At 59.7% G+C, this 14938-nt stretch carries 11 protein-coding genes; 5 read left to right on the top strand and 6 right to left on the bottom strand.

The features are described from left to right. Positions 1-73: 73 nt before the first annotated feature. A complete protein-coding gene (locus GIW79_RS00720; protein ID WP_005791157.1) occupies positions 74-622 on the bottom strand; it encodes a hypothetical protein in 549 nt (182 codons plus the stop codon). 137 nt (positions 623-759) lie between these two features. Then, a complete protein-coding gene (locus tag GIW79_RS00715; RefSeq protein WP_236453793.1) occupies positions 760-1527 on the bottom strand; it encodes a sulfite exporter TauE/SafE family protein in 768 nt (255 codons plus the stop codon). A 100-nt stretch (positions 1528-1627) separates the two neighbouring features. Between GIW79_RS00715 and GIW79_RS00710 the strand changes: the two genes are divergently transcribed. The 4 genes from GIW79_RS00710 to GIW79_RS00695 all read left to right on the top strand — a co-directional run bounded on the left by GIW79_RS00710 (position 1628) and on the right by GIW79_RS00695 (position 9077). Continuing rightward, complete coding sequence (locus tag GIW79_RS00710; RefSeq protein ID WP_054897805.1) at positions 1628-2518, top strand: LysR family transcriptional regulator; 891 nt, start codon at positions 1628-1630, stop codon at positions 2516-2518. 10 nt (positions 2519-2528) lie between these two features. Beyond that, on the top strand, positions 2529-3908 hold the full coding sequence (gene xseA, locus GIW79_RS00705) for an exodeoxyribonuclease VII large subunit (protein WP_127881008.1): 1380 nt from the start codon (positions 2529-2531) through the stop codon (positions 3906-3908). A gap of 3 nt (positions 3909-3911) precedes the next feature. Continuing rightward, positions 3912-4733 (top strand): M23 family metallopeptidase, encoded by an 822-nt coding sequence (locus GIW79_RS00700; RefSeq protein ID WP_057975063.1) that lies wholly within the window; start codon positions 3912-3914, stop codon positions 4731-4733. Between the two features lie 471 nt (positions 4734-5204). Then, positions 5205-9077, top strand: a complete 3873-nt coding sequence (locus GIW79_RS00695; RefSeq protein WP_236477355.1) for a membrane-targeted effector domain-containing toxin — start codon at positions 5205-5207, stop codon at positions 9075-9077. A gap of 133 nt (positions 9078-9210) precedes the next feature. Here GIW79_RS00695 and GIW79_RS00690 read toward each other — a convergent pair whose 3' ends face one another. Beyond that, positions 9211-9432: a hypothetical protein gene (locus GIW79_RS00690; RefSeq protein ID WP_229999534.1), complete on the bottom strand. Its 222-nt coding sequence runs from the start codon at positions 9430-9432 to the stop codon at positions 9211-9213. A 43-nt stretch (positions 9433-9475) separates the two neighbouring features. Between GIW79_RS00690 and leuA the strand changes: the two genes are divergently transcribed. After that, positions 9476-11155: a 2-isopropylmalate synthase gene (leuA, locus tag GIW79_RS00685; RefSeq protein ID WP_014719812.1), complete on the top strand. Its 1680-nt coding sequence runs from the start codon at positions 9476-9478 to the stop codon at positions 11153-11155. 167 nt (positions 11156-11322) lie between these two features. Here leuA and GIW79_RS00680 read toward each other — a convergent pair whose 3' ends face one another. The 3 genes from GIW79_RS00680 to der all read right to left on the bottom strand — a co-directional run bounded on the left by GIW79_RS00680 (position 11323) and on the right by der (position 14855). Further along, positions 11323-12114 carry an amidohydrolase gene (locus GIW79_RS00680; protein ID WP_054922036.1) on the bottom strand — a complete coding sequence of 264 codons (792 nt, stop codon included), beginning with the start codon at positions 12112-12114 and terminating at the stop codon, positions 11323-11325. Beyond that, entirely contained in the window at positions 12102-13250 is a 1149-nt protein-coding gene (locus GIW79_RS00675; protein ID WP_054897811.1) for a pyridoxal phosphate-dependent aminotransferase, read from the bottom strand. The genes GIW79_RS00680 and GIW79_RS00675 overlap by 13 nt, the downstream gene beginning before the upstream one ends. Before the next feature lie 135 nt (positions 13251-13385). Next, positions 13386-14855, bottom strand: a complete 1470-nt coding sequence (der, locus tag GIW79_RS00670) for a ribosome biogenesis GTPase Der (RefSeq protein ID WP_016977675.1) — start codon at positions 14853-14855, stop codon at positions 13386-13388. Between the last annotated feature and the right edge of the window lie 83 nt (positions 14856-14938).

Here is a 14938-nt window from a genome sequence, read left to right as displayed (position 1 = left end):
ACAACGGGACGCGGAGCGTCCCATGCGGCGTTGCCCACGCGGGAGCGTGGGAACGATCGTGTTCGGCAAAAAGTTACAGTTCGACTTTGACCCAGCTCATTTTTTGATCGAGCCAATCGGCAAACTCGTCGATAAAGCTCTGTTTGAAGCCCGCCTCCGCCCAGTTGTTGAAAATGAATCCCAGGTTGGAAAACCCGCATTCCTGCAGGAACAGAAAGCCATTGATGTCGTCTTCATGCCCACATAGCGGGCAGGTGAAGTTATCGGTGTGGCCAGGCATCCAGTCTTCCAGGCTTTCAAACAGCGCCTCGCCGACTTCCTTTAGGCACTCCGGGCAGCCAGCTTCTTCGAGGAACCCCTTGGCCGGCGTGTAGATGCAACGCTTGTAGATGATCTCCAGGCCATTGACCGGCTCGTTGAACGGCAGCGCTTCGGGGTGCAGCACCACCGCGCGGGCACCATCGGCCAGGGCGTAGCCCATGCGGTTGCCGGTACGCCCGCAAGTGGTGAGCTCTTCCTTGATGATGTTCTTGCGCACCAGCCAGCGCACAATCGCCCGGGCGCGGGGTTCGTGGACCGGCAAGGTGGAGATTTTCGGGACAAGGATGCTTTGGGAGTTCATGGGAGTCCTGCGGTGTGGCTATTGGCGCCATCGCGGGCAAGCCCGGCTCCCACAGGTGATCGCATTCCAATGTGGGAGCCGGGCTTGCCCGCGATGACGCCCGGGAGGACGGCAGCTTAATCCCTGAAAAAATCAGGTCAAGTACTCAAATACCGTCCGATCAACGCAATACCGCTGGCCAATACCAGCCAGGTCACCAACCGCACGAACGCCTCACGGGACAGCCGCATCGTCAGCCTGCGCCCACACCACAACCCCAGGGCCATCGCCGGCAACAGGCAAACCGCCAACATCAATAACGGCAAATCTGCATACACCCCGGCAATCAGGAACAGACTCAAACGCACGACCGTGCTGCAACTGATCAGCGCGCTTTGCGTAGCCCGCGCAGCGTCCTTGGGCAAACGGCTGTTCAGGTAAATCGCATATAAGAAGCCGCCACTGCCGAATAGCGCCCCAAACAGGCCGCCAACGGTGCCCATGGGAATCGACCAGCCCGCCGCCAGCTGAGTCGGCCTTGCTTTCACCGCCAGGCTGTAAATCGCGTAGACGCTGATAAACAGCCCCATCAATAACAGCAACAGGTCCGAATGCAGGTTGAGCAAAAACACCACGCCCAGGGTGCAGCCGATGGCCATGCAGGGCAGCAACCGCAACAGTTCCGGCTTGTTCACATCGCGCCGTGTTCGCAGCAGGCCGCCAAACGCAGCGACAAAGTCCAGAAGCACCAGCAACGGGATGATCTTCGACAGCGGCATGAATAAAATCAGGATCGGCCCCGCCACCAGCGCCGTGCCGAACCCGGCAATGCCGAACACGATATAAGCCACCGTCACGCCCAGGCCGATCACCAGCCAATCAATACCGCCGAAAGTCCACTGGCTCATCAGCTCAACCGGGCTCATGACTTATTCCTTCTATTGAGATGCCGTTCACTTTAGCCATCGGCAAGGGTTGCGACTAATATCTTCCAGGCTCACTACTCATCTCAAAAAGGCATGACTCTTGATCTCCACCCGGCAACTGCGTTATTTCGTCGAAATCGCCGACAGCGGTAGCTTCAGTGCTGCCGCCGAGCGCCTGTTCGTGGCGCAATCAGCCTTGAGCCGGCAGATCAAGGAGCTTGAATCTCAACTGCAAACCCCACTGTTCGAACGCACTGCACGCCAGCCAAGGCTGACGGCCGCCGGCGAAGCCTTCTACCCACGGGCGCGCAACCTGCTGAGTGAGTTGCTCAAGGCCAGCGACCTGGCGACACAAGTGGGCCAGGGCCAACTCGGCACCTTGCGCCTGAGCCATTCGAGCACCGTGCCGATGAGCGGCGCGTTACTGCAAGGCATCAGCACGTGGCTGGAGCGCTGCCCGGGTGTGTCGATGGATATCGTCAAACTCTCCTCCGAAGCCCAACTGGAGGAAATCGTCGAGGGCCGCCTGGACGTCGGCCTGCTGCGGTTGCCGGTGTTGCGCCAGCGCGAAGGCGTGCGCGTGGTGCCTTGGTACACCGAGCCGTTGGCGCTGGCAGTGCCTGCGGGTCATCCCTTGGCACGCGGCAACGCAGCGGTCGAGTTAATGCAACTCAAGGATGAGGCGTTTATTTCAATCCCCCACCCTCAGCGCGGCGGGCTGAGCTATCTGTCGGCTGAATTGTGCATGCGTGCAGGTTTTTTCCCCAAGGCGGCGCGGGTAATGTCGCGCAAGACCACGCAGTTGCAATTGATCCAGGCCGGTTTCGGGATTGCCCTGTTACCAAAATCCATGCAGGACATCGCCCCGCCCAACGTGCAATTTTTGCCCTTGGCCGACCCTGACTGCGACAGCACCGTAGCCCTGGCCTGCGCGCAAGCGCCGAACGCGCTGGTGGAGCAATTCTGTCAAACCCTGCACGAATGCCTATAAACTGCCGCCCATGATTAAAGATCCTTTTGCCCGCTTGGGCCTGGACCGCGAAGTCCTGACTGTCAGCCAACTCAACGGCCGCGCGCGGGTGTTGCTGGAAGACGTGTTCACCAATATCTGGGTGGAAGGCGAGATCTCCAACCTCGCCCGCCCGGCCTCCGGCCATGTGTATTTCACGCTCAAGGACAGTGGCGCCCAGGTGCGTTGCGCGCTGTTTCGCAATAACGCGGCGCGGGTACGTCAGGCGTTGAAGGATGGCCTGGCGGTGAAGGTGCGCGGCAAGGTCTCGTTGTTCGAGGGCCGCGGCGATTACCAACTGATCCTCGATACCGTGGAGCCGGCCGGTGATGGTGCGCTACGCCTGGCCTTCGACGCACTGAAGGAAAAGCTGAGCGCCGAAGGCCTGTTCAGTGCCGAACGCAAAGTGGCGCTGCCGGCGCATCCTCGGCGCATCGGTATTATCAGCTCGCCCACCGGCGCGGTAATTCGCGACATCATCAGCGTATTCCGCCGCCGCGCGCCGAACGTTGAACTGACCCTGATCCCTACTGCCGTGCAAGGCCGCGAAGCAATCCCGCAGATCGTGCGGGCGCTGAAACTCGCCGACGCCCGGGGTTTCGACGCGCTGATCCTGGCCCGTGGCGGTGGCTCCCTGGAAGACTTGTGGTGCTTCAACGAAGAGGTGGTGGCCCGCGCAATTGATGCCTGCGTTACCCCTATCGTCAGTGCCGTTGGTCATGAAACCGATGTGTCCATCAGCGACTTCGTGGCGGACGTCCGCGCCCCTACTCCCTCCGCCGCCGCCGAGTTGCTGGCTCCCGACGCCAGCCACCTGGTGCGTCAAGTGGAAAACCTGCAGCGCCGCCTGGTGATGCTGATGCGCAACCGCCTGAGCCACAGCCGCCTGCGCCTGGAAGGCATGGCCCGGCGCCTGCGTCACCCGGGCGAGCGCTTGCGCCAGCAGGCCCAGCGCCTGGATGACCTGGACATGCGCTTGCGCCGCGCCTTTGAGCGTAGCCTCAATACCCGTCGCGAGCGCTTGATCCGCCTGGAAACCCGCCTCGCCGGCCAGCACCCCGGCCGTCAACTGGCACTCTTGCGCCAACGCCTGGACAGCCTCGCCGAACGCCTGCCCCGCGCCATGCGTGAAGGTCTCAAGGCTCGGCGTCTGCAACTGCAGAGCCAAGTGCAGACATTGCAGGTGGTCAGCCCGCTGGCGACCCTGGGCCGCGGCTACAGCATCCTGTTGGACGAGCGCGGCCAGGCGATTCGCAATGCCGCACAAACCCACACCGGCCAGCGCCTCACCGCGCGCCTGGGTGAAGGCCAATTGCAAGTGCGGGTGGAAGACAACCACCTGACACCCGTCACCCTTTCATTATTGGATTGATCGATGCCACGCCTACTGAGCCTGTTGATGCTGTTGTGCCTCACATTTAACGCCCACGCCGACAGTTACATCACGCGAACCCTGAACAAACCGGTGCCAGGCGGCGTGGCCGTCGTCGAACTGGGCCCTTCGGCCACGGCGCCGAAAGCCACCTACCAGGGCAAGCCGGTGCTGGTGGTCAAGGAGCAGGACAACTGGCTGGCGATTGTCGGTATCCCGTTAACGGTCAAGCCTGGCAACGAGCGCATCAGCAGCGGGGGGCGCAACCTGCCGTTTATCGTCGGTTACAAGAAGTATCCGGAACAGCGCATTACTTTGAAGAACAAGAGCCAGGTCAACCCTGACCCGGCTCAGCTCAAGCGCATCGAAGGCGAACTGGCAGTGCAGCTCAAGGCTTACCGCAGCTTCAGCCCGAACCTGCCTAGCAACCTGGTGCTGGATAAACCGGTGAACGGGCCGCTTTCGAGCAAATTCGGGGTGCGCCGCTTCTTCAACGGTGAGGAACGCAACCCGCATTCGGGCCTGGATTTCGCCGTACCGGCCGGCACACCGATCAAGACACCCGCCAATGGCAAGGTGATTCTGGTCGGCAATTACTTCTTCAACGGCAATACCGTGTTTGTCGACCATGGCCAGGGCTTTATCAGCATGTTCTGCCATATGTCGAAGATCGATGTGAAGGTGGGTCAGCCACTGGTGCGCGGTGCGGTAGTCGGCAAAGTCGGCTCGACAGGCCGGGCCACCGGGCCGCATATGCACTGGAACGTCAGCCTGAATGATGCACGGGTAGATCCGGCGATTTTTATCGGCGCGTTTCAACCCTGAATACCGTGGCCGTGAGGGGCGTCAGTGATTTCCTGCGCTGGCGCCTGATCTGCCGGAGGTTCGCTGCAATGCATTGTGATCTTCTTACACTTTTGCGATGAACCATCCGACACCCGAGACTCACTCAACCAGCGATTTACACGGACGTAATGAGCAGGACCTGAGCATTGGAGATCCAATTCCCATGAGACTCTTTCCATGTCACTTACCCCAGCACTGTCAGAGCGACATTCGCAAAACCTCTTGCCCTCATCTCACGCCTCACCCGGTACCCCCCCGACCAGCCCGCCTACACCACCCGCAACTCTGCAACAACCTGCATCAGTCCCCTTGACCGCCGCCGCCAATTACGCCCCCGATGACCCACCTACTCCCGCCTCGTCAGGTATAACCCCGGCGAAAATGCGATACCCGCAGTTGGTGAAGCATTTCAAACCCAGCAGTGAAACACAGTTCACCGCTGAACACGCGTTGCTGACCGAAGACAAGCAACGCCTGCATAGCCAGCAACCCGGCTTCAAGGCCTTTGTACAGTCGCAACTTGAGGAAGCCTTCCCCGCGATCAGGCCGCTGAATCCGGACATGCTCAGTTTCAATCGCTACAGAGTGGGCGATGGACGCGAATCACTGGCCTCTTCAGAGCCCCTGATGGCTGCACTGGCCAGGATGATCCGCGACATCCAGGCCAACCCGAATGCGTTGATGCGCCCGGAGCGAGGCATAAGCACTGAATTCACTTATCGACGAACCATTGCCGACATGGCGGTACCGGCCTTTACCGAAGGCACGCTGCAATCCATTGCTCGCAGCATTGCCACGCAATACCCGCAGGCGCTTGAAGAATACTGGAGCACACCGCGGCCGGTGGAAAATCAGCCGACGCTCCAGATGCCGCCGCAAGAGCAACTGTTGTTCCTGCACAAAAAACAGCTGTCGATCCTCGCCTCACTGCGCCTGAGCGATGGCACCCTGAGCGCGACCGGCAAAGGCCTGATCGACTCCGCGTTGCGCTACCCCACCCTGCAAGACCGGGAAAAACGCTTCACCGACGGTGATCGCTTAGGGGTGTACCCCGTTACTGTGGATGACCAAACGGAACATGGCGCGATGCTGCCAGGGGCCTTTCTCATCACCCGAAAAGACGGCTCCTATGCTACGCCGCCCACCTGGCCGAATGGGCGCGCACTTGCGCTCAACGATGACAATGGCCCCGTCGTGATGTACACGCCCAGCGAAGGTTTCGAGGAATTCGCAACCCCGGCCCAGGCACGCCAGGCTTTGGCCAACCGCCTGGACCAGGGCGGTGTCGAGGCCAAGTTGCTCCTGCAAGGCCTGCCCCCGGCTCTGCAAAACAGGCCCGACCCTATTACCGGAAAAGATCTGATGTCCAGTGTCGAGCCATCGGCCGGGGATGTGTTGGCGCAATCCATTCCCTGGATGCTCAAACGCCAGCGGGCAGACATTAATACCCACCTGAGCACAGCATTGGCGCCAGGCAAAACCGTCAACCCCCTTCTCGACAGTGCCACATTGGAAGGTATCGATAATGCGGCCGACTGGTCGTACCTCACCGATGGCACCAACGCCATGCTGGCCCGGGACGCCAAACTGACCGACAAACTCCAACCCGAATGGTTGAAGAATCTAAGCCCCTTTCAAGAAGCCTTGTTTTTGCACTTGGACAAGGCGCAGGAACGGAGCCTGGATGCGCTGACGCCCCTGCTTGAAAAAATCCCGGCGCTGAACACCTTCGCCCGTGACCGCCTGAATGCAGCCATAAAACAGCGATACCCGGCAGCAGAAATCGATGCGGATCAACTCATGGTGCAGGTCCACACCCGCACCGCCATCCACGGCGGCAGAGGGACTGGCCAACCCCTCTATTCGAAACAAGACGCGGTGTCCCTGACCGACTTGGCGCTGAAGAATCCCAGTGGCTTCCCTGCCGTCGAAAGAGGTGTATACACCGATGAGAAAATGACCTTGCCTCTGCGCGACAAGCACGGCAAGCCTGTGCGAGACCTGAGCGGCAAGCCGGTTACCCTGGATACCGACGATCTCAAGGCACTGGTCAATACCGCCGATGTCGGGGGCGAATACACCAAACTACTCAAACAGGAAATGGCCCCAGATGCCCAATCGGGGAGTGCTGTGCACTTGCGCACAGCGTGGAAAGCTCATCTGGCAGACGCGATGGACAAAGAGGCGTTTCTGGCAGAACTCAGCCCCGACGCCTATACGGAACTGGCCAGCGACAACATCCATAAACGCGCGGCGCAGTGGGCGGATGCGGTACTGACTCACCCCGACCCGGCCACCCGCCCTCAAGTCGATGGGAAAACCATCGTCGCCAACAGCCTGCTGCACAGGGGGCTAGCGGTGCAGGGCGTGATGGTGATCGGCAACCAGACAGATCCATCGCTGGTGCTGTACACCCCCAAGGCTCCCGACGGCATTACTTATCGCGAAGTCGCGGACCACAAGGCCCTCGACACCCTCCTGGAGAAAAAAGAGTGGGCAACCTATATCGCGCAAAGAAAATCACCCGTCAGTAAAGATGAGGTCGATCAGTTCAAGGGAGCGCTTAAAGAAGCTGCGTACAGCCCAACGAAATTGATGTCACCCGAGCTGGCGGTCTCGTCGATCAAGCTGCTGGGAGGCGCCACTCGCCTTGAGCCCATAAAAGGTGATTTCCAAGACCATCTGTACAAGCAACACGTACAGATGGCGATCGACCGAGCGGACCACCAGTCCGTAAGCAGTGCGGAGGTCGCACGGCAATCGCTCAAGAACAAAATCGAGTTCGGCATTGAAGTGGCATTGATCTTTACCGACCTGATACCGGTGGCTGGCAAAGGCGTGTCTGCGGGTTTTCGTCTGGGCAAAGCCGGCATCAGCGCACTGCGCGCCAACAGCAGAGTGTTGCCGCACCTGATCAAAAGACCCGGCCTGGGACGGGCGATCTACAGTGATTTCACCCTGTCTGCCGCGGGTATCTCCAATGTTCGCGCGGCCCCCCTACGCCCGGTATTCAAGTCGTCGACGGCGACAGGCGCGATTACCCCGCGCCCAGGGCCAAGAGCACTGCCTGCGCCCGTCAGCCCAGTGCCGGCACGACCTTTAGCCAGCACCGGCAACACTATCGCCGGCTCACGCACGCCCAACGACGCCGTCATTCCCGAGCGCGACTTGAGTGCGTACGCCAGGCCTGGCGATATGATCAACGGCCGGACGCTAAGGAGTGACGGTACCTATAACGTTGGCGACGAGTGGTTCATCCGATTTACCGACAGTACCCGCGTGAGCAGGGTTTATCAGATCGATTCAGCCTTTCACGCTCGCAGTGGCTGGGTCAATATCATCGACCCGAACGTCCCAGCAACTGCGCCCAAAAGCAGCAGAATCGTCGCCTCTGTACAACATGCGGGCAACGGTGAATGGCGCCTGAATCAACTGCCCGGTGGAGCCCCCACGCCGACACCGGGAGCTTCGACGAGAGGCGCCGAGGCCCCTGCCCGACCTGCGTTACCAGACGCCGAGTATTTCAGCCTCAACAGAGGGCGGCTGGTCGAAGCCGACTTCACCGCTAAAACCTTGCCTGTGGCCAGGTATTGGTTCAGGCGGGATTTGTACAACTTCTACAAGAACATGCTCACTCAAGGCCAGATGCCGCCGCGCCCGCCCCGGCTGGAGCTCGCACCCGGCACCTCGCCGGCCGACCTGTTGCGTAAGGCCTACGAAATCACTGATGTGGTGGTACTGGGCGAGCGCCATAACGAAATCGCCAGTTTCCAGATGCTCAAAGAGAATATGCAGGCCCTCAAAGAGTCTGGGGTTACCACACTTTATCTTGAGAATGTCGAAACCAATGCCGCGGGCCAGCTCATGGATGTGGGCATGGGGGCCCACCGTCCTCAAGGCGCGTCTCCCACGCTCTCGGAACTGGTTCAACTTGCCAATGACAATGGAATCACCGTCAAATCCCTCGAGCACCACTACTTGACCCGCCGATCGGATATGCCCGATTTCTATAAGTACGTTGGGGACAACGACGAAGGTATTACTCGCCTGCAAGAATTCAATTACTTCGCGACCCGTATCTTGGAAACACGCAAGCCGGGCGAAAAAGTACTCGCCTTGGTAGGCCGGGCCCATATGAACACAGCCCGAAACGTTCCAGGTCTGGCGGAACTCACTGGAGGGGTGGGCATAGGCGTTTACCCGGACAAAGCATTCAACAAGAGTGTTGCCATCAGCGGCCCGTCAATACCAAGGGATCCCGGGGCCAACGTCACGGATAGCTTTACGGCAGGGGATTATCAGATCTTCCATAAAGTGATTTGAGTAATCACCGTCGTGCGTTGTTTGCGCGATGGTGAGCCCTTCACTGCCGCATACGGCGCCACGGGAAAACCTCATCACCAAAATTGCGCCACCACCTACAGCAGCGCAACAATGTGAAGAAAACAAGACACTGTTAGCAATAAATATTCATAAAGCTTGTTTTATACAGAAAATCTATCAATTTTTCCTGACCACCTTGCCATCTCACTTGGCCACGGTTAGGGTTGGGCTTATGAAAACCTCTCACACCCTCATTCAGCTCCGCCAGCACCGCAGCCTGTGCCTTGTCAGCGCACGACTGCCAGGCTGAATCGATCTGCCTCGCCCTCAGTTTTATCCCCAATAACAGTTCCACGGCAGGCCGCCTTTTCTCGGCCCCTACAACCAAGGATTTCCCGATGAGCATGCTCAAAGACCCGTCTTCGAAGTACCGCGCGTTCCCCACCATCGACATTCCGGACCGTACCTGGCCGTCGAAAACCATCACCCAAGCGCCTATCTGGTGCAGCTCCGACCTGCGTGATGGCAACCAGTCGCTGATCGAGCCGATGGACGCGGTGAAAAAGCTGCGCTTCTGGAAGACCCTGGTGGCCGTTGGCGTGAAGGAAATCGAAGCCTCGTTCCCGGCCGCGTCGCAAACCGACTTCGACTTCGTGCGCACCCTGATCGAAGACAACCACATCCCCGAGGACACCACCATCCAGGTGCTGACCCAGGGCCGTGAAGACTTGATCGCACGCACCTTCGAATCCCTGCGCGGCGCCAAGAAAGCCATTGTGCACTTGTACAATGCCACCTCGCCGTCGTTCCGCCGCATCGTATTCAACCAGGACAAGGACGGCATCAAGGCCATCGCGGTCAACGCCGCCAAGCTGTTCGTCAAATACGCCGCCCAGCAGCCGGAAACCCAGTGGACCTTCGAATATTCCCCAGAGACCTTCAGCGCCACTGAGCTGGAGTTCGCCAAGGAAGTCTGCGACGCGGTGATCGAGGTGTGGAACCCGACGCCTGAGCACAAGATGATCCTCAACCTGCCAGCCACCGTCGAGTGCGCCACGCCGAATATCTATGCCGACCAGATCGAGTGGTTCGGTCGCCATATCAACCGTCGCGACAGCGTGATCATCAGCCTGCACACCCACAACGACCGTGGCACTGGCGTGGCGGCCACCGAGCTGGGCCTGATGGCCGGCGCGGACCGTGTGGAAGGCTGCCTGTTCGGCAACGGCGAGCGCACCGGTAACGTCGACTTGGTCACCGTGGCACTGAACATGTACACCCAGGGCCTGGACCCGCAGTTGGACTTCTCGGACATTGACGGCGTGCGCAAAGTGGTCGAGGAATGCAACCAGATCCAGGTGCACCCACGTCACCCGTATGTCGGCGACCTGGTGCATACCGCATTCTCCGGTTCCCACCAGGACGCGATCCGCAAAGGTTTCTCCCAGCAGAAAGACGATGCGCTGTGGGAAGTGCCGTACTTGCCGATCGACCCGGCCGATATTGGCCGCAGCTACGAGGCGGTGATCCGCGTGAACAGCCAGTCGGGCAAAGGCGGTATCGCCTACCTGCTGGAGCAGGAATACGACATCAGCTTGCCGCGTCGCATGCAGATCGAGTTCAGCCAGGTGGTGCAGGCCGAAACCGACCGCGTGGGCCTGGAGATGACCGCGCCACAGATCTACGCCTTGCTGCAGCGTGAATACCTGCAAGCCAACACGCCGTATGCGTTGGTCAGCCACCGCCTGCAGGAAGAGAACGGCAACAGCTTTGTCGAGGTGGAAGTCTCCGGCAAAGGCCAGGGCGAAACCAACCTGCATTGGAAGGGCAAAGGCAACGGTGCGTTGGAAGCGCTGGTAGCGGGCCTGCCGATTGGCGTGGAGATCATGGACTACAACGAGCACGCGATTGGTGCGGGTACCAATGCCAAGGCGGCGGCCTATATTGAACTGCGCGTGAACGGCGAACGCCCGGTGCATGGTGTGGGGATCGATGAAAACATCACTACCGCCAGCTTCAAAGCGCTGTTCAGTGCGCTGAACCGTTCGTTGAGCCAGTTGGAAGCCAAAGCGGCGTAAGCATTGCCGTAATGCAAAAGGCCCCTGGGTGAGAATCCAGGGGCCTGATCGTTCCCACGCTCTGCGTGGGAATGCAGCCCTGGACGCTCTGCGTCCGCCCTTAGAAGCGGTACGCAGAGCGTCCCAAGAGGCGTTCCCACGCAGAGCGTGGGAACAATCTAAGAGCCTTAGACTAACTGAAAGCTATCGGCATCCAGATTCGCCGGGAACCGTGTACGGTAAGCCGCCAGCTCCGCCGCATCCAGGATCACCTGGAACACCCCATCCGCCTCCCCTGCACTCAGCAAAGTCTCACCCTGGAAATCCAACACCTGGCTATCGCCGGTGTAGGCAAACCCCTTGCCGTCGGTGCCCACCCGGTTCACCGCCGCCACGTAACACAGGTTCTCAATGGCCCGCGCCGGCAACAGCCGATTCCAATGCTGACGCCGAGCGCCCGGCCAGTTGGCGGTGTACAGCAGCAGGTCCGTATCCTGGGCATCGCGGCTCCACACCGGGAAGCGCAGGTCATAGCAGATCAGCGGGCGAATGCGCCACCCCTTCAACTCGAACTGCACCTGACGTTCACCTGGGGTGTAATGGTCATGTTCACCGGCCATGCGGAACAGGTGGCGCTTGTCGTAATGCAACACCTCACCATCCGGCCGCGCCCACAGCAGACGGTTGCGGTGGCTGCCATCGGCGGCCTGGATGATCACACTGCCGGTAATCACGGCCTGATACTTTGCCGCCTGGGCCTGGAGCCAATGATGGGTGGGGCCGTTTTCCGGCTCGGCGAGGGTTTCTGATTCCATCGAAAAACCGGTGGTGAACATCTCTGGCAGCACGATCAAGTCGGCGCCTTTGGCCTGCTCCAGCAGCAACTCGAAGTGTTCGAAATTGGCATGCCGGTCATGCCAGGCCAGGCTCGTCTGCACCAGGGCAATGTTCAGATTGGGCAGTACACTCAGATCACGCATAGTTTTTCCGCCGCTTGTCGCAACGTCTCCTCGCGTTTGGCAAAGCACAGGCGCACCAGGCGCTGGCCTTGGGGTGGGTGCTGGTAGAACACCGAAACCGGAATGGTCGCCACGCCATGTTCGCGGGTCATCCACAGGGACATGGCGACGTCATCCAGGTCTGGGCGTATCTGCGAGTAATCCACCAGTTGGAAGTAAGTGCCGGTCACCCGGGTAAAGCTCAAGCGCGATGGCGCCAACAGGTCGCAGAAAAGGTCCCGCTTGGCCTGATAGAAGGCCGGCAGTTCTTCGACATGTTCCGGGTGTTCGGCCATGAAGTCCGCCAAAGCGTACTGCAAAGGGGTGACGCCGCAGAAGTTGACATATTGATGCACCTTGCGCAGTTCGGCGCTGAGGGCCGGTGGCGCGACCACGTAGCCGGTCTTCCAGCCTGTGACGTGATAGGTCTTGCCGAATGAGCTGACCACGAATGCGCGCTGATACAGTTCCTGATGGGCCAATACGCTGACGTGGGGCACACCGTCGAATACCAGGTGCTCGTAGACCTCATCGCTGACCAGGTAGATATCGCGGTCGCGGATCAGTTCGGCCAACTGGTCCAGCTCGACACGGCTGATCAATGCACCGGTGGGGTTGTGCGGGCTATTGAGGATGATCATGCGCGTACGCGGTGAAAGCGCAGCCTTGAGTTTCTCGAAGTCCAGGGCGAAGCCTTGCAGGCTCAGTTGCACATGCACGCAGCGGCCACCGGCCAGTTCAACCGAAGGCTCGTAGCTGTCATAGCTGGGGTCGAACACGATGACTTCATCACCGCTGCGAATCACCGCCTGAATGGCGCAAAAAATCGCCTCGGTGGCGCCTGGCGTGATGGTCACTTCAGTGTCGGCATTCACCGTGACGCCATAGCTGCGGGCGATCTTGGCCGCCACTTGCTGACGCAGCACCGGCAGGCCTGTCATGGGGGCGTACTGGTTATGACCAAGGGCGATGTGCTTACCCACTGCATCGAGCAAACCCTGCGGACCATTGAAATCGGGAAAACCCTGGGACAGATTGAGCGCGCCGGTTTCGGCGGCGAGTTGCGACATGGTGGTGAAAATGGTCGTGCCGACGTTTGGCAGCTTACTGGTGATCATGGGAGCCCCCTTCGGGTGAGCTGCAAGTTTTAAGCTGCAAGCTGCGAGCAGGTCAAGGGGCAAACCGCCAGGCACAAAAAAGGGCTCCAAAGGAGCCCTCTCTTGCAGCTTGTAGCTTACAACTCGAAACTGCCGTTATTTTTTATCACGGCGCTTCTTGTCGGCCTTCTTGTGGTGAGTCATCAAACGACGCTTCTTGTTCACCTGACGGTCAGTCAGTGTGTTCTTGTTGCCTTCGTATGGGTTCTCGCCACCCTTGAACTCGATACGGATCGGCGTACCGACCAGTTTCAAGACACGGCGGTAGGTGTTTTCCAGGTAACGCACATAGGACTTGGGCACCTTCTCGATCTGGTTACCGTGGATCACGATAATCGGCGGGTTGGCACCACCCAAGTGGGCGTAACGCAGTTTGATCCGGCGGTTGTTGACCATCGGCGGCGCGTGCTCGCCGACCGCATCTTCCAGGATCTGGGTCAGGCGGTTGGTCGGCCAGCGGGTAACCGCGGACTTGAACGAGTTCTGTACGGACGCGTAGAGGTTGCCCACGCCAGTGCCGTGCAATGCCGAGATAAAGTGGATATCGGCGAACTCGACGAAGAACAGCCGACGTTGCAGCTCAATCTTGACGAAATCGCGCTCGCTCGGCGTCATGCCGTCCCACTTGTTGATCGCGATGACCAGGGCACGACCGGCTTCCAGGGCAAAGCCCAGCAAGTTGAGGTCGTGGTCCACCACGCCTTCGCGGGCGTCCATCACGAAGATCACCACGTTGGCGTCTTTGATCGCCTGCAGTGTTTTGACCACGGAGAACTTTTCAACTTCTTCGTGGATCTTGCCGCGCTTGCGCACACCGGCGGTGTCGATCAGCGTGTACTTTTCCTCGTTGCGTTCGAACGGGATGTAGATGCTGTCGCGGGTGGTACCGGGTTGGTCGTAGACGATAACGCGGTCTTCACCGAGCATACGGTTGACCAGAGTCGACTTGCCGACGTTCGGGCGGCCGATGATAGCGATCTTGATACCGTCTTTTTCGCTCGGGCCAGGAATGCGCTTGGCTTCCTCGCCTTCAGCGACGATCTCTTCCTCGCCCTCTTCTTCCTCGACATCATCCTTTGGGAAGTCGCGCAGGGCGATTTCCAGCATCTGGGTGATGCCGCGGCCGTGAGCACCGGCGACCGGAATCGCATCGCCCAGGCCCATCGGGCTGAATTCAGCACGGGCGGCCTCAGGATCGATGTTGTCGATCTTGTTGGCGACCAGATAGGAACGCTTGTTGCGCTTGCGCAGGTGCTCGCCAATCATCTGGTCAGCGGCGGTATAGCCCGCACGGGCGTCCACCAGGAACAGCACCACATCGGCTTCTTCGATAGCGAGCAACGACTGCTCGGCCATCTTTTCGTCCATGCCATGCTCGTCACCGGAGATACCACCGGTGTCGACAATAATGTAGGAGCGCCCTTGCCACTTTGCCTCACCGTATTGGCGATCACGGGTCAGACCGGACAAGTCGCCGACAATGGCGTCGCGAGTCCTGGTCAGGCGGTTGAACAAGGTGGACTTGCCGACGTTAGGTCGGCCCACCAGGGCGATTACGGGAACCATGCGGCTCTCCACTTCGTTATTTCAGAAAATACAAAAGCCGCTGCAGGGCAGCGGCTGGTGCTCGGGGCAGCATTTAAAATGCC

It is taken from the genome of Pseudomonas sp. PA-7-1E, assembly GCF_021605325.1.
GTDB lineage: Bacteria > Pseudomonadota > Gammaproteobacteria > Pseudomonadales > Pseudomonadaceae > Aquipseudomonas > Aquipseudomonas fluorescens_BV.
This window is presented reverse-complemented; position numbering and strand designations above follow the sequence as displayed.